The organism is Rhodococcus sp. NPDC055112, assembly GCF_053607505.1.
Window position 1 is genome coordinate 1 of the sequence record NZ_JBSGTR010000015.1, and the last position, 19,839, is coordinate 19,839.

At 69.0% G+C, this 19,839-nt stretch carries 21 protein-coding genes; 6 read left to right on the plus strand and 15 right to left on the minus strand.

The features are described from left to right. Positions 1-36: 36 nt before the first annotated feature. From ACWFRB_RS10065 to ACWFRB_RS10080, 4 genes are all read right to left on the minus strand, one after another. On the minus strand, positions 37-2,319 hold the full coding sequence (locus tag ACWFRB_RS10065) for a polyribonucleotide nucleotidyltransferase (RefSeq protein WP_452640682.1): 2,283 nt from the start codon (positions 2,317-2,319) through the stop codon (positions 37-39). Positions 2,320-2,693: 374 nt separating this feature from the next. Next, positions 2,694-2,963: a 30S ribosomal protein S15 gene (rpsO, locus tag ACWFRB_RS10070; RefSeq protein WP_097211165.1), complete on the minus strand. Its 270-nt coding sequence runs from the start codon at positions 2,961-2,963 to the stop codon at positions 2,694-2,696. A gap of 135 nt (positions 2,964-3,098) precedes the next feature. Next, the gene (locus ACWFRB_RS10075) at positions 3,099-4,079 is read right to left on the minus strand and encodes a bifunctional riboflavin kinase/FAD synthetase (RefSeq protein WP_211243317.1); all 981 of its coding nucleotides are present in this window, start codon (positions 4,077-4,079) and stop codon (positions 3,099-3,101) included. A gap of 43 nt (positions 4,080-4,122) precedes the next feature. Then, a complete protein-coding gene (locus ACWFRB_RS10080; protein ID WP_452640684.1) occupies positions 4,123-4,857 on the minus strand; it encodes a TetR/AcrR family transcriptional regulator in 735 nt (244 codons plus the stop codon). A 178-nt stretch (positions 4,858-5,035) separates the two neighbouring features. On the opposite strand from ACWFRB_RS10080, the gene ACWFRB_RS10085 reads away from it, so the two are divergent. The 4 genes from ACWFRB_RS10085 to ACWFRB_RS10100 all read left to right on the plus strand — a co-directional run bounded on the left by ACWFRB_RS10085 (position 5,036) and on the right by ACWFRB_RS10100 (position 7,937). After that, positions 5,036-5,761 carry a metal-dependent transcriptional regulator gene (locus tag ACWFRB_RS10085; protein WP_452640686.1) on the plus strand — a complete coding sequence of 242 codons (726 nt, stop codon included), beginning with the start codon at positions 5,036-5,038 and terminating at the stop codon, positions 5,759-5,761. A 14-nt stretch (positions 5,762-5,775) separates the two neighbouring features. Next, positions 5,776-6,186 (plus strand): hypothetical protein, encoded by a 411-nt coding sequence (locus ACWFRB_RS10090; protein WP_452640688.1) that lies wholly within the window; start codon positions 5,776-5,778, stop codon positions 6,184-6,186. 123 nt (positions 6,187-6,309) lie between these two features. Further along, positions 6,310-7,086 carry a DsbA family protein gene (locus ACWFRB_RS10095; RefSeq protein WP_452640690.1) on the plus strand — a complete coding sequence of 259 codons (777 nt, stop codon included), beginning with the start codon at positions 6,310-6,312 and terminating at the stop codon, positions 7,084-7,086. Then, positions 7,086-7,937, plus strand: a complete 852-nt coding sequence (locus ACWFRB_RS10100; RefSeq protein ID WP_452640692.1) for a cytochrome c biogenesis CcdA family protein — start codon at positions 7,086-7,088, stop codon at positions 7,935-7,937. The genes ACWFRB_RS10095 and ACWFRB_RS10100 overlap by 1 nt, the downstream gene beginning before the upstream one ends. Here ACWFRB_RS10100 and truB read toward each other — a convergent pair. The 11 genes from truB to rimP form a co-directional block, all read right to left on the minus strand. Beyond that, on the minus strand, positions 7,934-8,854 hold the full coding sequence (truB, locus tag ACWFRB_RS10105; protein WP_452640694.1) for a tRNA pseudouridine(55) synthase TruB: 921 nt from the start codon (positions 8,852-8,854) through the stop codon (positions 7,934-7,936). The genes ACWFRB_RS10100 and truB overlap by 4 nt on opposite strands. 11 nt (positions 8,855-8,865) lie before the next feature. Then, on the minus strand, positions 8,866-9,534 hold the full coding sequence (gene npt / locus ACWFRB_RS10110) for a 4'-phosphopantetheinyl transferase Npt (protein ID WP_452640695.1): 669 nt from the start codon (positions 9,532-9,534) through the stop codon (positions 8,866-8,868). After that, positions 9,531-10,457: a metallophosphoesterase family protein gene (locus ACWFRB_RS10115; RefSeq protein ID WP_452640696.1), complete on the minus strand. Its 927-nt coding sequence runs from the start codon at positions 10,455-10,457 to the stop codon at positions 9,531-9,533. Before ACWFRB_RS10115 ends, npt begins: the two co-directional genes overlap by 4 nt. A gap of 5 nt (positions 10,458-10,462) precedes the next feature. Next, positions 10,463-11,830, minus strand: a complete 1,368-nt coding sequence (locus ACWFRB_RS10120; RefSeq protein WP_452640698.1) for an MATE family efflux transporter — start codon at positions 11,828-11,830, stop codon at positions 10,463-10,465. A gap of 6 nt (positions 11,831-11,836) precedes the next feature. Next, on the minus strand, positions 11,837-12,817 hold the full coding sequence (locus tag ACWFRB_RS10125; RefSeq protein WP_452640699.1) for a DHH family phosphoesterase: 981 nt from the start codon (positions 12,815-12,817) through the stop codon (positions 11,837-11,839). 8 nt (positions 12,818-12,825) lie between these two features. After that, the gene (gene rbfA / locus ACWFRB_RS10130) at positions 12,826-13,299 is read right to left on the minus strand and encodes a 30S ribosome-binding factor RbfA (protein WP_452640700.1); all 474 of its coding nucleotides are present in this window, start codon (positions 13,297-13,299) and stop codon (positions 12,826-12,828) included. A gap of 76 nt (positions 13,300-13,375) precedes the next feature. Next, positions 13,376-13,666: a DUF503 domain-containing protein gene (locus tag ACWFRB_RS10135; protein WP_097211154.1), complete on the minus strand. Its 291-nt coding sequence runs from the start codon at positions 13,664-13,666 to the stop codon at positions 13,376-13,378. A 78-nt stretch (positions 13,667-13,744) separates the two neighbouring features. Further along, complete coding sequence (gene infB / locus ACWFRB_RS10140) at positions 13,745-16,609, minus strand: translation initiation factor IF-2 (protein WP_452640702.1); 2,865 nt, start codon at positions 16,607-16,609, stop codon at positions 13,745-13,747. 135 nt (positions 16,610-16,744) lie between these two features. Continuing rightward, positions 16,745-17,053, minus strand: a complete 309-nt coding sequence (locus tag ACWFRB_RS10145) for a YlxR family protein (protein ID WP_452640704.1) — start codon at positions 17,051-17,053, stop codon at positions 16,745-16,747. A 44-nt stretch (positions 17,054-17,097) separates the two neighbouring features. Further along, positions 17,098-18,129 carry a transcription termination factor NusA gene (gene nusA, locus ACWFRB_RS10150; RefSeq protein WP_452640706.1) on the minus strand — a complete coding sequence of 344 codons (1,032 nt, stop codon included), beginning with the start codon at positions 18,127-18,129 and terminating at the stop codon, positions 17,098-17,100. A 4-nt stretch (positions 18,130-18,133) separates the two neighbouring features. Then, on the minus strand, positions 18,134-18,703 hold the full coding sequence (gene rimP, locus ACWFRB_RS10155) for a ribosome maturation factor RimP (protein WP_452640708.1): 570 nt from the start codon (positions 18,701-18,703) through the stop codon (positions 18,134-18,136). Positions 18,704-18,866: 163 nt separating this feature from the next. Between rimP and ACWFRB_RS10160 the strand changes: the two genes are divergently transcribed. Next, a complete protein-coding gene (locus tag ACWFRB_RS10160; protein ID WP_452640710.1) occupies positions 18,867-19,382 on the plus strand; it encodes a hypothetical protein in 516 nt (171 codons plus the stop codon). Further along, a complete protein-coding gene (locus tag ACWFRB_RS10165; protein WP_452640711.1) occupies positions 19,379-19,837 on the plus strand; it encodes a ferritin-like domain-containing protein in 459 nt (152 codons plus the stop codon). The genes ACWFRB_RS10160 and ACWFRB_RS10165 overlap by 4 nt, the downstream gene beginning before the upstream one ends. The last annotated feature ends 2 nt before the right edge of the window (positions 19,838-19,839 follow it).

A 19,839-nucleotide genomic window follows, 5' to 3' on the forward strand; every position in this document is an offset into this window, starting at 1 on the left:
GGGGCACCGGTGCTCTACCAGCGGTTCGGCCCGGATCTACTCCGAGTCGGTCGCCTCGTCGGCGGCCGCGTCAGCAGGCGCGTCGGCCGCAGCGGCCTCGTCCTCGACGGGGATCAGCGAGATCTTGCCGCGGTTGTCGATGTCGGCGATCTCGACGCGGAGCTTGGAGCCCACGTTGACCACGTCCTCGACCTTGGCGATCCGCTTGCCGTTGCCCAGCTTCGAGATGTGCACCAGCCCGTCGCGGCCCGGGAGCAGCGAGACGAACGCGCCGAAGGCGGTGGTCTTGACGACCGTGCCGAGGAAGCGCTCGCCCACCTTGGGCAGCTGCGGGTTGGCGATGGCGTTGATCATGTCGATCGCGGCCTGCGCAGACGGACCATCGGTGGCGCCGACGAACACGGTGCCGTCGTCCTCGATGGAGATGTTCGCACCGGTCTGCTCGGTGATCGAGTTGATCATCTTGCCCTTGGGCCCGATGACCTCGCCGATCTTGTCGACCGGCACCTTGATGGCCGTGACGCGCGGGGCGTAGGGGCTCATCTCGTCCGGGGTGTCGATGGCCTCGGCCATGACCTCGAGGATCGTGGTGCGGGCGTCGTGCGCCTGCGACAGCGCGCCTGCCAGCACCTTGGACGGGATGCCGTCGAGCTTCGTGTCCAGCTGCAGCGCCGTGACGAAGTCCTTCGTGCCCGCGACCTTGAAGTCCATGTCGCCGAACGCATCCTCGGCACCGAGGATGTCGGTCAGCGCCACGTACCGGGTCTCACCGTCGACCTGGTCGGAGACCAGGCCCATGGCGATGCCCGCGACCGGAGCCTTCAGCGGCACACCGGCGTTGAGCAGCGACAGGGTCGAGGCACAGACGGAGCCCATCGAGGTGGAACCGTTGGAGCTCAACGCCTCCGAGACCTGACGGATCGCGTACGGGAACTCGTCCTGGCTCGGCAGCACCGGCATCAGGGCGCGCTCGGCGAGGGCGCCGTGGCCGATCTCGCGACGCTTCGGCGAGCCGACGCGACCGGTCTCACCGGTGGAGTACGGCGGGAAGTTGTAGTGGTGCATGTAGCGCTTGCTGGTCTCGGGGCCCAGCGAGTCGATCTGCTGCGCCATCTTGACCATGTCGAGGGTGGTGACGCCCATGATCTGGGTCTCGCCACGCTCGAACAGCGCGGAGCCGTGGGCCCGCGGGATGACCGCGACCTCGGCCGACAGCGAACGGATGTCCGTGATGCCGCGGCCGTCGATGCGGAAGTGATCCTTGAGGATCCGCTGGCGCACGAGCTTCTTGGTCAGCGAGCGGAACGCCGCGCCGATCTCCTTCTCGCGACCCTCGAAGTTCGGGGCGACCTGCTCGAGGACCTCGACCTTGATCTCGTCGGTCTTGTCGTCGCGCTCCTGCTTGCCCGCGATGGTCAGTGCGGCGCTGAGCTTGTCGGCTGCGGCCTTCTCCACGGCGGCGAAGACGTCGTCCTGGTAGGCCGGGAACACCGGGTAGTCGCCGGTCGGCTTGGCAGCCTTGGCGGCGAGTGCCTGCTGAGCGGCGCACAGACGCGCGATGAACGGCTTGGCGGCCTCGAGGCCCTCGGCCACGATCGCCTCGGTCGGCGCCTGCGCGCCGCCGTCGATCAGGTCGATCACGTGCGCGGGGGCCTCGGCCTCGACCATCATGATCGCGACGTCGGCGTCGTCACCGGAACCGGAGACGATACGGCCGGCGACGACCATGTCGAAGACCGCGGTCTCGAGCTGCTCGACGGTCGGGAAGGCGACCCACTGGCCCTTCTTGTTCTCGTCCGAGGTGAGCAGCGCGACACGAACGCCACCGACCGGGCCGGAGAACGGCAGGCCCGCGATCTGCGTCGACGCCGAGGCGGCGTTGATCGCGACCACGTCGTACAGGTCCTTCGGGTCCAGGCTCAGGACCGTCACGACGACCTGGATCTCGTTGCGCAGACCGTCGACGAAGGACGGGCGCAGCGGCCGGTCGATCAGACGGCAGGTCAGGATCGCGTCCGTGGAGGGACGGCCCTCACGACGGAAGAAAGAGCCGGGGATACGGCCCGCGGCGTACATGCGCTCCTCGACGTCCACCGTGAGGGGGAAGAAGTCGAAGTGCTCCTTGGGGTGCTTGCTGGCCGTGGTGGCCGACAGCAGCATGGTCTCGTCGTCCAGGTAGGCGACGACGGAGCCTGCGGCCTGCTGCGCGAGACGACCGGTCTCGAAACGGATGGTGCGGGTGCCGTAGCTCCCGTTGTCGATCACGGCGGTGGATTCGAACACGCCCTCGTCGACCTCTACTGCGGAATTCTCTGTCATCTTTTCTCTTCTCGTCCTCTCGTCTTTTGCCGTATCCGTGTGTGGGCGTCGCAGCCCTCCTGGCTGCGACGCGCACCATCACGACGGTCCAGCGCCCGAGGCGGGCGGGAACGTCGCTGCGCGGAGGCGGTCATCGATCGAAGCCCTCCGGATTGGCGCCGTCTTGAGATCGACGCGTCCGAGTGACCACTACCGAGGACCGACGCCACGGCTTCAGGTACGTACGGCTGGATCCCGTGGATCCGATGCTAAAGCTGCGGCGCGAAAAACACCGGTAGCCAGCGAGGCCAAGTCTATGCACTCGGCTCGCTGGCTACCGGGAAGTTCACGTCCAGATGACCCGCAACGTGTCGCGGGTCACCGTGTACGCCGAATTATCGACGCAGGCCCAGACGCTCGATCAGCGAGCGGTAACGCGCGATGTCGACCTTCTGAACGTACTTGAGCAGACGACGACGGCGTCCGACCAGCAGCAGCAGGCCGCGGCGGGAGTGGTGGTCGTGCTTGTGCTTCTTCAGGTGCTCGGTGAGGTCGACGATGCGCTTGGTGAGCATCGCCACCTGCGCCTCCGGCGAACCGGTGTCGGTCTCGTGCAGTCCGTACTCGCCGAGCACGGCCTTCTTCTCTTCGGTGGTCAATGCCACTGTGAATCTCCTGTAACTGACGTCCGCGTGATTGGAACCGGGGCTCCCACCCGAAGATGTTCGCCCCAGTTGGTGCGGCCACCGCGGACCGCAGCACACACCGACAGGAGATACTACCAGGGCATTCGGGGCGAATTACTCACCGTGACGCAGGTCGGCCTCGATCAGGATCTCGCGCGAGCGCTCCGCGTCCCTGCCCATCTGCGCGACGAGTTCATCGACCGAGTCGAACTTCTCCATGCCCCGCAGTCGCTCGACGAAATCGACCGCGACGTGCTGGCCGTACAGATCGGCCTCACCGTCGAGCACGAACGCCTCGACCGTGCGGGTGCGTCCGGAGAACGTCGGGTTGGTGCCCACCGACACCGCCGCCTGGTGCCGCTCGCCAGGAACGACGGTTCCGGTCAGCGGTCCTGCGCCGAGAACGGTGAACCACGCCGCGTACACGCCGTCCGCGGGAATCGCCGAGTACATCGGGGGCGCGATGTTCGCCGTGGGGAAGCCGAGCTGGCGGCCGCGCCCGTCGCCGTGCACCACCACACCCTCGACCCGGTGCGGTCGACCCAGGGCCTCGGAAGCGGCCGCGACGTCGCCCGCGTCCACACACGAGCGGATGTACGTCGACGAGAAGGTCACCGCGTGTTCGGCCAGCAGGCTGACCCCGTCGACCGCGAAGCCGAACCGTTCGCCGGTCTTGCGCAGCAGGTCCACGTTGCCCGCCGCCTTGCGCCCGAAGGTGAAGTTCTCGCCGACCACCACCTCCGCGACGTGCAGCCGCTCCACGAGGATCTCGTGCACGTAGCGCTCGGGGGTCAGCTTCATGAACTCCGGGGTGAACGGCATCACGCAGAAGACGTCGATGCCGAGTTCCTCGGCCAGTTCCGCCCTGCGCGCGAGCGTCGTCAACTGCGCGGGGTGACTGCCCGCGCGCACGACCTCGGCCGGATGCGGATCGAAAGTCATGAGCACACTTGCGATTCCACGCTCGCTGGCGGCCTTGACCGCCCTGCTGATCAGTTGTGCGTGCCCACGGTGCACGCCATCGAAAACGCCGATCGTGAGAACGCAACGACCCCAGTCGGCAGGCACTTCGTCGAGACCACGCCATCTCTGCACGAGTGGCAGCCTACGGCCCCGGTCCGAGCGCGTCACCTTCGGCTCAGGACTCGAGGGCCTTCGCGGCGATCGCGTTCGCGACCTCGGCGAGTCCGGCGGCGATCGCGTCGGTGTCCCGGTCCACCAACCAGCGCAGCACAAGACCGTCGACGATGGACAGGTTGCGGTGCGCGATCGCCGCGACCGGCTCCGTCCACACCATCCCGGTGCGGACCGCACTCTCGTCGAGAAACGCCGTGACCTCCCGGTCCATGATCCGGTACTGCTCGCCGACCACGTCCCCCGCGTCCGGCGACCCGGCCTCGCGCAGGCGCAGGGCGTGCGTGGCGATCTCGTAGGTGAGCAACCTGCGGTTCGGATTTGCCTCGACGATCGACCACATGGCATTCAGCCCGATCCGGACCAACTCGTGCAGGCCCGCCCGCCCGGGCTCTTGCTGCGCGTCGGCCACCGCGGCGAGCATCATCTGGGAGGCCGTGCTCAGCTCGAGCACCAGCCTCTCGGCCATCTCCGTCAGCAGTGCTTCCTTGCTCGCGAAGCAGTAGTGCACCATCCCGAGGGAGATGCCTGCCTCCCGCGCGATCGCCCGCACCGTGACCGCGCCGATCCCGCCGCGCTCGGCGATGTCCAGCGCACACTCGATCAGTTGGCGGCGGCGCTCGTCGGCGGTCAGCCGAGCTGTCGAGACCGGGACTGGAGTCGTGGGGCCACCCGAGGGCGCCGACTGAACCGTCACCGCATCGGTCGTCATCGTGTCGGTCATCATCGAGGAGGTCATCGCATATTGATACCAGCGCGGATGCCGCTTGCCGGGACGTCGAGCACGCGTTAGGGGTCGAATAGGGGCAGGCCCGTGTCCGCAGCCCCTATTGCCCACGAATCCCCCTGTCGGGTCCCCCCGCCCCCGGGCCTCGAGAGTGTCGGCTTATGCCCGCACGCGTGCATTGCCTAAGCTCATGATCGTGGCCGAGAGCAAGAGTGGACCGAGCGAGACCGGGAGTCCGGCAGCGCCGGAATCCCTGACCACCGTCGCGCAGGACTACCTCAAGGTGATCTGGACGGCAGGCGAATGGTCCGGTGAGCACGTCTCGACGAAGATGCTCTCCGAGAAGATCGGGGTGTCGGCCTCCACGGTGTCCGAGGCGATCCGCAAGCTCGCGGGCCAGGGTCTGGTGGACCACGCCCGCTACGGCTCGATCGCGCTGACCGACCGGGGCCGGGCCGCCGCGATCGGCATGGTCCGCAGGCATCGGCTGATCGAGACCTTCCTGGTCAACGAACTCGGCTACGGCTGGGACGAGGTGCACGACGAGGCCGAGGTCCTCGAGCACGCGGTCTCGGAGCTGATGATCGCCCGGATCGACGCCAAGCTGGGCCATCCGGAGCGGGACCCGCACGGCGACCCGATCCCGACCGCCGACGGCGCGATCCCGACCCCGCCCGCCCGGCAGCTCAGCGATTTCGCGGACGGCGAGAGCGGCAGGGTGGCGCGGATCTCCGACTCCGACCCGGCGATGCTGCGGTACTTCGACACGGTGGGGATCGCCCTCGACCTGACGATCACGGTGGTCGAACGGCGCGACTTCGCAGGCACCGTCTCGGTCCGGCTCGGGGACGGTGTCGACGACACCGTGGACCTGGGCAATCCGGCCGCCGAGGCGATCTGGCTCGTCGAGGACTGACCGGGGTGCGGCGAGTGAGTTCCCGATCCGGGTCGCATCGGCGGCCCTCTCGGCGGCATCGGACCATGCTGCTCGGCGGCGTGCTGACCGCGATCATCGGAATGATCATCGGGATCATCGCGGCCTGCCCGCTCGCCGAGCGGACCGCGGTTGCCGAAGGTTCCTCGCTCGCCCACGTCGTGCCGGTCACCGCGGATCTACAGGCTGCCATCGGAAAGTCACCCGCCTGCCGTCAGGATCCGGCACCGGTGGCACCGATCCAGGCGGGGGTCCCGCACCGCGAGGACCTGCGGGTGCCGCTCGCCGGCTACGAGGTGCCGACGGCGGTGGCGCTCGGGCGCTCGATCCACGCCGACGTCCGGCTGATCGGGGCAACCGGTCCCCCACCGCCTGCCCTGGACCTGACCACCATTCTGCGAATTTAGACGACCTCACCCGGCCTCGACATCACCCCGACGGGGTGGTGCTCGGGCCTGGCTTTGTCATGTCGTCAATTCGTAGTTCGCGCGCCCGGTGAGTCGGCGCGCGCAGTCAGGAGCCCTCCCATCATGTCTGTCCGTCCCCAGCGTCGTCCCAGGAAGTCGATTCCCACCAGTTCACCCACCCGTAAGTTCGCTGCGGGGCTCGCCGTCCTCGCAGCCGTCGTACTGCTGGTCCTGGCGATCTCCCAGTTCGACAGCGGCACGAGCGCCGAGTCCGAGCAGGCGGGTAAGGCCACCGCGACGCAGTCCGGCGACAGTGAGATGTACCGACAGCTGGCCGCATTCGCGCGTCGCGATGCCGCCGACCCGATGGCACGGGGCTCGGTGACCGCACCCGTGGTCATGATCGAGTACTCCGATTTCCAGTGCCCGTTCTGCCGCCAGTTCGCACAGAACACCGAGCCCGAACTCGTCGAGAAGTACGTCGACAGCGGCCAGTTGCGGATCGAATGGCGCAACCTCGCGATCTTCGGCGACGAATCCGAACTCGCGGCGCGCGCAGTCTGGGCGGCCGGGCAGCAGGGCAAGTTCCCGGAAATGCACGCGATCATGTTCGAGCACTCGCCCGCCAAGAAGAACACCGGCGTCTACACCGCCGATCGGCTGACCGAATGGGCCGGGCAGGCCGGAGTCGCGGACCTGACCCGGTTCCGTGCCGACATGGATTCCGATGCCGCGCGCGCCGCCATGAAGACCGATGTCGACGAGGCGATCGGCATCGGCATCAATTCCACCCCCGCCTTCCTGATCAATGGCCGGCCCGTACTCGGCGCGCGTCCGATCGAGCAGATGATCGCGGTCATCGAAGCCGGACTGCAGGACGGCACCGAGGCGGGTCGGTAGTGAGCTTCGGAATCGGATACGGCGCAGCCTTCCTCGGCGGACTGCTCGCCCTGCTCAGCCCGTGCAGCGCGCTACTGCTGCCCAGTTTCTTCGCCTACTCCTTCAACTCCACCGGCAAGCTGATCACCCGAACCGGCACGTTCTACCTGGGCCTGTGCACGACTCTCGTACCGTTGGGCGCGGCCGGTTCCCTCCTGGGAGGGGTGCTCTCCCGGCACCGCGACACGGTGATCACCGTCGGCGGCGTGACCATCATCGTGCTGGGCATCCTCCAGATCCTCGGCCGCGGTTTCACATTCGAGTTCACGCAGCGCAAGATGGCCCAGCACGGCCGCTCGGACAGGGGTGGCGCCGTCTATCTGCTCGGCATGGTCTACGGCCTGTCCGGTTTCTGTGTCGGCCCCATCCTCGGCTCGATCCTCACCGTCGCGGCACTGAGTTCCTCCCCCCTCCACGGCGGCTCGCTACTTGCCGTCTACGCCCTCGGGATGGCCATGCCGCTGTTCCTGATGGCGATCCTCTGGGACCGCTTCGATCTGGGTCATCGCCGCTGGCTGCGAGGTCGCGCCATCACGCTCGGCCGCTTCCACCTGCACACCACATCGCTGATCTCCGGCGTCTTCTTCATTGCCGTCGGCGTCCTGTTCCTGCTGTCCGACGGCACCTCAGCCCTGGCAGGAACCATCGGAGCCGATACCGGTTTCGCGCTGGAGACCCAGGTCATGCGGTTCGGCGATTCCATCCCGACGACGGCCGTGCTGCTCCTGCTCGGTGTCGCAGCACTGCTGGTGCTGGCCTGGCGGCTACTGCGGCCGGGGGTGCGGGTCGAGGATTCGCCCGATTCGGGCTAGTGGTCCCGCAACGTCGCCGGGCGGACCACCATCACCGAACTGGCTCGCCTGCCACGCTCCTGCAGCAGTGCGATCGTGTGGCCGCCCGGGTCGATGGCCGCATAGGTGCCCGGGATCCCGATCGGCTCGAGCCACCGACCCTGGCTGATCGACTCGGCCTCGTCCGCGGTGATCTGCCGGTGCGCGAACGCGGTCTGGGCGGCCTGATCGATGTCGAGGCTGACCGCCGGGTCCTCGGCGAGTGCCTCGAGGGTGCGCGCGTGCTCAAGGGAGAACGGGCCGACCCGGGTGCGCCGCAGCACGGTCAGGTGTCCCCCGACGCCGAGCGCGGCGCCCAGATCGCGGGCCAGCGCCCGGACGTAGGTTCCGGACGAGCACTCGACCTCCACGTCGAGATCGACGAACGGCCCCTGGCGCCTCGTCTCGGTCAGCGCGAACCGGTCCACCGTGACGGGCCGGGCCTTGAGTTCGAACTCCTCGCCCGCGCGGATCAGCTTGTGGGCCCGCTGCCCGTCCACCTTGATCGCGCTGACGCTGGCCGGGACCTGCGAGATGTCGCCGGTCAGCGTGGCCATCACGGCCGCGATCTCGGCGTCGGTGACGGCGGAGGCGTCTGCCTCCGAGATCAGCTCGCCCTCGGCATCGTCGGTGGTCATCGCCTGGCCGAGCCGGATCGTCGCCGTGTACGCCTTGGTGGTCAGGGCCAGCAGCCCGAGCAGCTTGGTGGCCCGCTCGACGCCGAGGACCAGCACACCGGTGGCCATCGGATCGAGGGTGCCCGCATGCCCGACCTTGCGCGTGTTCAGGATCTTGCGACACCGGGCCACGACGTCGTGGCTGGTCATCCCCGCGTCCTTGTCGACGATCAGCAGCCCGGCGCCAACGAGGCCGGAGGACGGTTTGCGGTGAGAAGACACGGGTTTCGAGACTACTGGACGGTGATCGCGGTGATCACCAGGCCGTCGGCGACCATCCAGCGTCCGTCGAACGAGGACAGCGGCGGGCCCGACGTCGCCTCCCCCGGCACCAACAGCTTCGAGTGGAAGGTGCCCGCCGCCGCGCCCTCCGCGGCCTCGGACAGGGTGAAGGTGATGTGCGCGTCCTCGAACCCGAGCCAGCGGCCGGTCACGGGGAACCATGCCTTGTAGGTGGCCTCCTTGGCGCAGAAGAGGATCCGGTCCCAGTGCACGACGCCCGCCTCGGCGGCCGCGATCGCGGTGCGCTCCTCCGGCAGGCTGACCGCGTCCAGGACGCCGTCAGGGAGCGGACCGTGCGGCTCCGCGTCGATGCCGACCGACCGGACCTGCATCGAGTAGCCGAGGACCGCGCCTCGGTAGCCGTCGCAGTGCGTCAGGCTGCCGACCACCCCGCGCGGGAACAACGGAACGCCCCGCTCGCCCTTGAGGATCGGCGCCGGGTCCATGCCGAGCTTGTCGAGCGCGACCCGCGCGCAGTGCCGCGCGCTGGTGAACTCGCGGCGGCGCTTCTCGACCGCCCGGGAGATCAGCGACTCCTCCTGCGGGTGCGGCACGAGTCCCGGCGGATCCTCGAACAGTTCGGCGAACGCGACGCCGGTCGGCAGAATCTTCTCGATCACGCGCGCCCCGCCCTCATCGCATCGAACTCGGCTTCCTGCTCCGGGGTGACCTTGAAGTGGCCGCCCCACTTGTTCAGCGTGCCCGGCGGGTACTCCGGCACCGGCAGGATCTGGCGCAACAGCCGCTCGGGCATCCCGCGGCGCTGCCACTCACGCGGATAACCGAGCGAGACCTCCTCGAAGCGAACGCCGTCGTAGTAGGTGGTGCGCGGGATGTGCAGGTGGCCGTACACGCTGCAGATGGCGTTGTAGCGGGTGTGCCAGTCGGCCGTCAGCTCGGTGCCGCACCACAGCGAGAACTCGGGGTAGAACAAGACCGAGGTGGGTTCGCGGACCAGCGGGAAGTGATTGATCAGCACCGTCGGGACACTGGGGTCCAGCGCGTCCAGCCGGGCGCGGGTCGACTCCACCCTGGCGTGACACCAGGCCTCCCTGGTGCTGTACGGCTCGCAGGAGAGCAGGAACTCGTCGGTGGCGACCACGTTCTTGTCCCGCGCGATCTGCAGCGCGTGTGCCTTGGAGATCGAACCCGGCGGCCTGAACGTGTAGTCGTAGAGCAGGAACATCGGAACGAGGGTGGCCGGGCCGCCCTCGCCCTCCCACACCGGATAGGGATCCTCCGGCGTGATCACGTCGAGCTCACGACACATCGCGACCAGGTAGTCGTACCGGGCCGCGCCGTGGATCTGGACGGGATCCTTGGCCGTCGTCCACAGTTCGTGGTTGCCGGGCACCCAGATCACCTTCTCGAACCGGCTGCGGAGCAGTTTCAGCGCCCACGCGATGTCGTCGGTCTTCTCCGAGACGTCTCCCGCGAGGATCAGCCAGTCCTCCGGCGAATCCGGGTACAGCTCCTCGGTGATCGGACGATTTCCGCGATGCCCGACATGGGTGTCGCTCACCGCCCACAACTTGCGTGTCACGTGCACTACCTTCCCGCCTGTATATCGGCACCGGTCACTGCCCATCGGCCGGAACCCACCCGCCACACGACGGCCAGCATCCGCAGCACCATGAACACCGTAAGCCCCGACCAGATTCCCGCCAGACCCCAGTCCTGGATGAGCGAGAGCCAGATCAGGGGCAGGAATCCGACGATCGCACAACCGAGCGTCGCGTTGCGCAGGAACGGCGCGTCGCCCGCGCCGAGCAACACCCCGTCCAGCGCGAAGACCACCCCCGCGACCGGCATGATCGCGACGAAGAACCACCAGATGACGTCGATCTGGCCGAGGACGGCGGCGTCATCGGTGAACAGTCCCGGAATCACCGTGTGCCCGAGCGCGAACGCCGTGGCCAGCGCCACCGCGAACACCGTCGACCATTCGGTGAGCCGCCGCGCGAGACCCTTCGCCTGCGCCGCCCTGCCCGCACCGAGCGCCGCACCGACCAGTGTCTGCGCGGCGATCGCGAGCGAGTCCAGGGTCAGCGCGACCAGGTTCCACAGCTGCAGCACCACCTGATGGGCGGCGACCGCGGCAGCCCCGAACCGGGCCGCGACGGCAGCCGCCGACAGGAAGCAGGCCTGGAAGGCGAGGCTCCGCAGGATCAGGTCCCGGCCCAGCACGACCTGGGCCCGCATCACCGCCGAGTCCGGTCGCAGGGAAACCCCCGAGCCCGTGGAGCGGGCCTGCCGCAGCAGCGCCACGACGAAGAACACCGCCGTGACGGCCTGCCCGACGACATTGGCGACCGCGGAGCCGATCAGTTCCCAGCGCGGCGCCCCGAGCAGGCCGTGCACCAGGACCGGGCACAGCACGGCGGACAGCCCGAGTCCCACCAGCACGAAGCGCAGCGGGCGCACCGTGTTCTGGACGCCGCGCATCCAGCCGTTGCCCGCCATCGCAATCAGGATCAGGGGCGCGCCGAACACCGCGATGCGCAGCCACGACAGCGCCTCCGCGGCGATGTCACCGCCGCCGGCGATCAGCGAGGTGACCGGCTCGGCCAGGACCTGGACCGCGGCGATGATCGCCAGCCCGATACCAACGGCGAGGTAGGTGGCCTGTACGCCCTCGCGGACCGCGCCCGCCTCGTCACCCGAACCGTGCATCCGGGCGGCGCGCGCGGTGGTGCCGTAGGAGAGGAAGGTGAGCTGGGTACTGACCTGCGCCAGGATCAGCCCGCCGACGGCCAGCCCGGCAAGCGCGAGCGCGCCGAGTCTGCCGACCACCGCGATGTCGAAGAGCAGGTACAGCGGTTCGGCGGCCAGCACGCCAAGCGCCGGTAGCGCGAGCCCCAGAATCCGCGAGGCGGACGGTTCGGCCCGGCTCCGCCGGGCGGTCCGCTCAGCCAATGTCTCTCATGAGAGGGCGCCGAGCAGCGCGGCGACGACGTACTCGCTGTCACCCTCGGCGGTGTACCCGGACGCGAACCGGTGTCCGCCCCCGCCGAGCCGAGCGGCGACGACCGACACGTCGAGGGCGGCCTTCGACCGCAGCGACACCGACCAGTGACCGGGTGCGGTCTCCTTGAGCACGGCGGCGACCTCGGCCTCCGACGTGGTCCGCACGATGTCGATCACGCTCTCGATCTCCTCGGAGCGCATCCCGATGGTGTCCTCGTGCCGGAGCAGCGCGTAGACGAGCCCCAGTCCCTCGGCGGAGTCGGGGACCAGCTGCGCCGACCCGAGCACCGCGGCCAGCATCGGCAGCCAGCCGAACGGATGGGTGTCGAGCAGCACGCGGGCGATCTCCGCCGAGTCGATGCCGGTGTCGATGAGCCGCTCGGCCAGCAGGTGGGTACCGGGCTGGACCCAGCGGAACGAACCGGTGTCGGTGACCAGACCGGCGTACAGGCAGTGTGCGATGTCCCGATCGATCTCCACGCCCCACTCGTCGAGGAGCCGTGCGAGGATCGCGGTCGTCGACTCGGCCAACTCGTCGACCAGGTTGTGCTCGGCGTATCGGGTGTTGGAGCGGTGGTGGTCGATCACCAGGCTGGTGCGCGCGCCGTCGAAGCGGTCGGCCAGGTCACCGAGCCGACCACGGCTACCGCAGTCGACCGTCACCAACAGGTCCACCTCGGGGTTGACCTCAGAGGCCGCGGCCAGCAGGTGTGTTCCCGGCAGGCCGCTCATCGACTCCGGCAGTTCGTCCGGCCGCGCGAACGCCACCTGGACCGGGATGCCCTTGCGCTCGAGGACGATCGCAAGGGCGAGCCCGCTGCCGATGGTGTCCGCATCCGGCTGGATGTGGCACAGCACCGTCACCGATGCGGCGGCGGACAGCAACCCGACCGCGCCGGCCAGGTCGACGTCAGAGTTCTGCTCGGTCACGGTCATCCCGGGCCCTAGTCGTCCTCGCCGACCCGGTCGTCGTCCTCGTCGTCCACCGAGCGCGGCTCCTTGTACGGATCGGCCTCGCCCGCATGCGTTGCGTTCGCCCTCGCACGGGCCACCTCGTCGTCAGCCGCGCGGGCCTTGGCGAGGAGCTCCTCCATGTGCCGGGCCGTGTCGGGCACGGTGTCGGCGACGAAGGTCAGGGTCGGGGTGAACCGGACGCCGGTACCCGCGCCCACCTTGGAGCGCAGCGATCCGGTGGCCTTCGCGAGGCCGGCCGCGGCACCCTCGTAATCGGGTTCGGTCTCGAGGTCGACACCACGAACCGTGTAGTAGACGGTCGCGTCGTGCAGGTCCGCGGTGACCTTGGCATCGGTGATCGTGACGAAGTCGAGGCGCGGATCCTTGATCTCGCCCCCGATCGCCGACGCGACGATCGTCGCGATGCGCTTGGCCAGCTTGCGCGCCCTCGCCGGATCTGCCATGACGGGATGTCCCTTCTCGAAATCATCCGACGGCGTTGCCGTCGGTGAAACCATTCAATTCCATGCGGACACCGAGTCAATCCTCGGGTCCGAAGATCCTTCGCCGCACCGCGAGCAACTGCAACTCGGGCCTGCCGGCGACGTGCCGTTCGCAGGTGTCGAGCACCTCGGTGAGATGGCCGACGTCGGCACTCGCGACCGCGACACCGAGCAGTGAACGCCGGTAGCGGTCGTGCTCACCGGTCTCGGCGACGGACACCCCGTATCGGGCGAGGGCAGCGATCACGGGCTTGACCACAGACCGCTTCTCCTTGAGCGAACGCACGTCGCCCAGCAGGATGTCCAGCTCAAGAGCACCGAGATACAACGAGCCCTCCCGTCGGTCTGCCCAGTGCGCGCCCCGCCGACCACAGGTCGACGAGGCGCGCACATGGTGTCACTCAGCTCAGTCGCGCGGCTTCTCGCGAAGCTCGTACGCCGCGATGACGTCGCCGACCTTGATGTCGTTGTACGTGACGGTCAGACCACACTCGTAACCGTCGCGGACCTCGGTGACGTCCTCCTTCTCCCGCTTGAGCGAGGAGATGGTGACGGTCTCGGCCACGACCACGTTGTCACGCAGCAGCCGTGCCTTGGCGTTGCGCTTGACGACACCCGAGGTGACCAGGCAGCCGGCGATGTTACCGACCTTCGAGGACCGGAACATGGCACGGATCTCGGCCGTACCCAGCTCGACCTCTTCGTAGATCGGCTTGAGCATGCCCTTGAGGGCCTTCTCGATCTCGTCGATGGCCTGGTAGATCACCGAGTAGTACCGGATGTCGACGCCCTCGCGGTTCGCCAGCTCGGTTGCCTTGCCCTCGGCCCGGACGTTGAAGCCGATGATGATCGCGTTCGAGGCCGAGGCCAGGTTCACGTTCGTCTCGGTCACGCCACCGACACCGCGGTCGATGACGCGCAACTGCACCTCGTCGTCGATCTGGATGCCGAGCAGGGCCTCTTCGAGCGCCTCCACGGTGCCCGAGTTGTCGCCCTTGAGGATGAGGTTGAGCTGACTCGTCTCCTTGAGCGCTGCATCGAGATCGTCGAGGCTGATCCGCTTGCGGCTGCGTGCGGCCAGCGCATTGCGCTTGCGCGCATTGCGACGATCCGCGATCTGCCGGGCGATGCGGTCCTCGTCGACCACGAGCAGGTTGTCGCCTGCACCGGGGACTGACGTGAAGCCGACCACCTGGACGGGACGCGAGGGCAGCGCCTCGAGCACGTCGTTGCCGTGCTCGTCGACCATCCGGCGAACGCGTCCGTAGGCGTCGCCCGCCACGATCGAGTCGCCGACCCGCAGCGTTCCGCGCTGGATGAGCACGGTCGCGACGGGGCCGCGGCCACGGTCGAGGTGCGCCTCGATGGCGACACCCTGGGCATCCATGTCCGGGTTGGCGCGCAGATCCAGGGAGGCATCCGCGGTCAGCAGCACCGCTTCCAGGAGGGCATCGATGTTGGTGCCCTGCTTGGCCGAGATGTTGACGAACATGGTGTCTCCGCCGTACTCCTCGGTGACGAGGCCGTACTCGGTGAGCTGCTGGCGGATCTTGTCGGGGTTTGCCCCCTCCTTGTCGATCTTGTTCACCGCGACCACGATCGGCACGTCGGCCGCCTGGGCGTGGTTGATCGCCTCCACCGTCTGCGGCATGACGCCGTCGTCGGCCGCGACCACGAGGATCGCGATGTCGGTGGCCTTCGCACCACGGGCACGCATGGCCGTGAAGGCCTCGTGACCGGGGGTGTCGATGAAGGTGACCAGGCGCTCGTTGCCGTCCAGCTCGGTCAGCACCTGGTAGGCGCCGATGTGCTGGGTGATGCCGCCGGCCTCGCCCTCACGGACGTTGGCCTTACGGATCGTGTCGAGCAGTCGGGTCTTACCGTGATCGACGTGGCCCATGACGGTGACCACCGGCGGACGGGACTCGAGGTCCTCCTCGCCACCGGCATCCTCGCCGTAGGTCAGGTCGAACGAGTCGAGCAGCTCGCGGTCCTCATCCTCCGGGCTGACGACCTGGACGACGTAGTTCATCTCGCCGCCGAGCAACTCGAGGGTCTCGTCGTTCACCGACTGCGTGGCCGTGACCATCTCGCCGAGGTTGAACAGCGCCTGCACGAGTGCTGCGGGGTTCGCATCGATCTTGTCGGCGAAGTCGGACAGCGACGCGCCGCGGGCGAGACGGATGGTCTCGCCGTTGCCGCGAGGCAGCCTGACGCCACCGACTGCGGGAGCCTGCATGCTCTCGTACTCGGCGCGCTTCGCCCGCTTCGACTTACGGCCACGACGAACGGCACCACCGGGGCGACCGAACGCGCCTGCCGCGGCACCACGCTGTCCGGGACGGCCACCGCCGCCACCGGGACGACCGCGGAAACCACCTGCGGGAGCGCCACCGGCGGGAGCGCCCGTGCCTGCACCTGCGCCGGGAGCTCCGCCACCGCGGTATCCGCCGCCACCGGGCGGACGACCGCCCGGACCACCGGGACGACCGCCGCCGCCGCCGGGCCTACCGGCACCGGGAGCGGGACGAGCCGAACGGGACGGCATGGCACCCGGGTTCGGGCGAGGAGGCATCGAGCCGGGGCTCGGACGCGGGCCACCCTGGCCGGGAGCCGGACGGGGACCGCCCTGACCTGCGGCCGGACGCGGTGCGCCGGGCGCGGGACGGGGACCGCCCTGGCCGGGAGCCGGACGCGGGGCACCCGGACGGGGTGCACCCGGGGCCGGACGCGGCGCGGGACGCTCGGCCGGGGCCGAGGAGTACGGGTTGTTACCGACGCGCGGCGGCTTCGGGCCGGGCTTCGGACCTGCGGGGGCCGCAGGCGCGGCCGGAGCCGCACTCGCGGCGGGTGCCGCAGGCGCTGCCGGAGCCGCGGGTGCGGGGACCGGCGGGGCAGCCGGGACCGGCGCCGCGGGCGCGGCCGGGCGCGGTGCCGGCTGCTGGGCGACGGGGGCCGGGGTCGGCGCTGCCGGGGCCGCGGGGGCGACCGGCTGAGCCGGGGCTGCCGGTGCGGGTGCCGCCGGCTTCGGGCCGGGGCGCGGGCCACCGGGCTTCGCCGCGGTGGGCGACGGGGTCTTGGGCTTTGCTGCCTCGGCATCCGCCGACTGTGCGCCGGGGAATGACTCCCTGATGCGCCGTGCAACCGGGGCCTCCACGGTGGAGGACGCCGACTTCACGAACTCGCCCTGCTCCTTGAGCCTCGCGAGTAGTTCCTTACTTGTGACACCGAGTTCTTTTGCCAACTCGTGCACGCGGGCCTTGCCTGCCACTGCTCTCCTCACTGAGAGGTCGAGCGCGGCTTGGTGCCCGCACGACCTCGGGTTAACTCCGATGGACGATCATCGCTGGTGCTTCACGGTGTGCTCATGATGTGTTTGCCTGACTTCTCGAGAGGTACTGCTCTGTTATGGGAGCGATTCGATCATGTGATCGAGGGCCGCCGTGTCCAGGCTTCCGGACACTCGCAGTGCTCTGCCGAATGCTCGGCGCTTCTCGGCCTGACTCAGACACTGCGGGTCGGGGTGCAACCAGGCACCTCGCCCCGGGAGTCTGCGTCGCGGGTCGGGCACCAGCGTCCAGCCTTGCGGCTGCACCTCTCGCGCAACGATCCTCAGCAGATCAGCGGCCAACGCTTGTTTACGGCATCCGATGCATGTGCGGACCGGTTCTCCCGGTTTCGCACGCGCCTGTACCGAAAGCTCACGCTGAGCCATTGACCACTCTACCGCTGTTCGGGCAAGTTTCCCGCATGCCGCCCCTAGACACGCGAGGAAGCGGGTCCGGCAGGCCGATCCTGGGAGGGTTCGGCGTCACTACGGATGTCGATTCGCCACCCGGTCAACCGCGCTGCCAGGCGGGCATTTTGCCCTTCCTTGCCGATGGCCAGGGACAACTGGAAATCGGGGACGACAACCCGGGCGGCACGCGCATCCGCGTCCACGACTGTGACCGACACCACTTTCGACGGGGAGAGTGCGTTCCCGACGAACCGGGCCGGATCCGGGTCGTAGTCGATGATGTCGATCTTCTCGCCCGCGAGTTCGCTCATCACATTGCGAACCCGCTGACCCATCGGACCGATGCACGCACCCTTGGCGTTGAGACCCTGGACCCTCGACTGCACGGCGATCTTCGACCGGTGACCGGCCTCGCGGGCGACGGCGATGATCTCGACCGAGCCGTCCGCGATCTCCGGGACCTCGAGCGCGAACAGCTTGCGGACGAGGTTCGGGTGCGTCCTGGACAGCGTGATCTGCGGGCCACGCTGGCCGCGGGTGACGCCGACCACGTAGCACTTGATCCGCTCGCCGTGCTCGTAGCTCTCCCCCGGCACCTGCTCGGCGGCCGGGATGATGCCCTCGGCGCCGCTGGCCTCGCTGCCGATGTGCACGACGACCATCCCGCGGGCGTTGGCCCTGGTGTCGCGCTGGATGACGCCGCCGACGATTTCGCCTTCGTGCGTGGAGAATTCACCGAAGCTGCGCTCGTGCTCGGCGTCCCGCAGACGCTGCAGGATCACCTGGCGCGCGGTAGTCGCGGCGATCCGCCCGAAGCCCTCAGGGGTGTCGTCGATCTCCTCGCCGATCATGTTCCCGTCGGCGTCGACGTCGTGGGTCATGACCCGGACGACACCGGTCTTGGTGTCGACGTCGATCCGCGCGTGCGCGTGGTGGCCCTCGGTGTGCCGGTACGCGGTCAGCAGCGCGGTCTGGATCGCCGCGATGATGGTGCCTGAGGAGATACCCTTCTCCACCTCGATCGCGCGCAGCGCGGCAATGTCGATATTCACTTGTCTACCCCTCTACCTCTTCATCAACCTGAAAATCTGTCTCATCGATCTGTGCCGAGGCCACCCGACCCTCGGCCACACCACCGGCCAGTTCGAGCTCGCGCTCGTTCGGGGGCGAGAACTCCACCTGCACGACCGCCTTGCCGATGTCCGCGAGGGCTATCTCGCGCACCGACGGACCGCCCTTGCCGGGCAGCACGATCGCGATGACGCCGTCACCGAGCTGACCGACACGACCGGTCACGCTCTCGTCGGCGAGGTCGATCTTGACCTTGCGGCCACGCGCCCTGCGCCAGTGCCGGTCCTCCGTCAACGGCCGGTCGATCCCGGGCGAGGTGACCTCGAGCGTGTAGGGAGCCTCCCCGAATTCGGGTGTCGCGTCGAAGGTCTCGGAGATCGTCCGGCTGAGCTCCGCGACGTCGTCGAGGTCGAGTCCGGTGTCGCTGTCGATCATCACGCGGACCACACTGTGCTTGCCCGCGAGGGTGACCGCCACATCCTCCAGGTCGTATCCCTGGCGATGAACCAGATCGGAGAGAAGCTCGATCACCCTCTCCTTCGGCGGAACCGGCATCAGTGGAGCTCCCTCGTTCAGTTGTGGTCGGCAGGTCTCGTGTGCACAAGTCGTGCGCGCCCGAAATGGTTTCCGGCGCGATGATCAAGGATATCGCGCATTCGACCGCTCCGTGACCAGCCTCGGTCGCCGCGATCGACGGGGCACCTGCCAAGATGGTCGGGTGCCTGCAGCCGTCACCCCGTCACCGATCTCCCGGCGTTCGGCCTTCCGGATCGCGGGCGCCGCGTCGGTCGGACTGACCGCGCTCGCGTTGTCCGCCGGCTGCACGTCCGGCTCCTCCGACCCGGACTCCTCCGAACCCGATCCGTTGATCTCCGCGGCCGAATCGGCGCGCCGGGACGCGGCCACCGCGACCGCCGCGACCGCCCTCGCGCCCGAGCGGGCCGGGGCGCTGAGCGTCATCGCGAGCGAGCGCGGCGCCCACGCCGACGCACTCTCGGCCGAGGTCGCACGCGCGGCGGGGGTCGATCCGACCGCGCTGCCCTCACCCAGCCCGACCGGCTCCCCCACCGAGCCGCCGCCACCCCCACCGACCATCGACGAGTTGCGCGCCCAGCTCGCCTCCTCCCAGCGCGACGCCGCGGGCCTGGCCCGTCGCCTGTCCGGATATCGGGCCGGCCTGCTGGGTTCGATCAGCGCCGCCGTTGCGGCAGAACAGGCGGTGTTGCTGCTGTGACCTCACCAAGCCCCACCTCGTCACTCGGGCCGGAGCAGCAGGCACTGTCCGACGCGCTGCGCGCCGAGCACGCCGCCGTCTACGCCTACGGCCTGATCGCCGCCTTCTCGAACCCCGCCCGGATGGGCGACATCTCGGTCGATGCGGCCGCCCACCGGGCCAGGCGCGACGCCACCATCGATGCGCTCACCGCTGCCGGGGTCCGCGCACCCGCGGCCGATTCGGGCTACACCATGCCCTTCCCTGTCGCCGATCCGATCGCCGCGATCCAGTTGGCGGCGACGGTCGAGGCCGACACCGCGGTCGCGTGGCGGTCGGTGATCGAGCGGGCCGAGTCCGAGCACACCCGCCAGGCGGCGGTCGACGCGCTGACGGAAACGGCTCTGCGAGCAGCGAACTGGCGCGCGGTCCTGGGAACGGCACCGCCGACGGTACCGTTCCCAGGTCAGCCCTGACC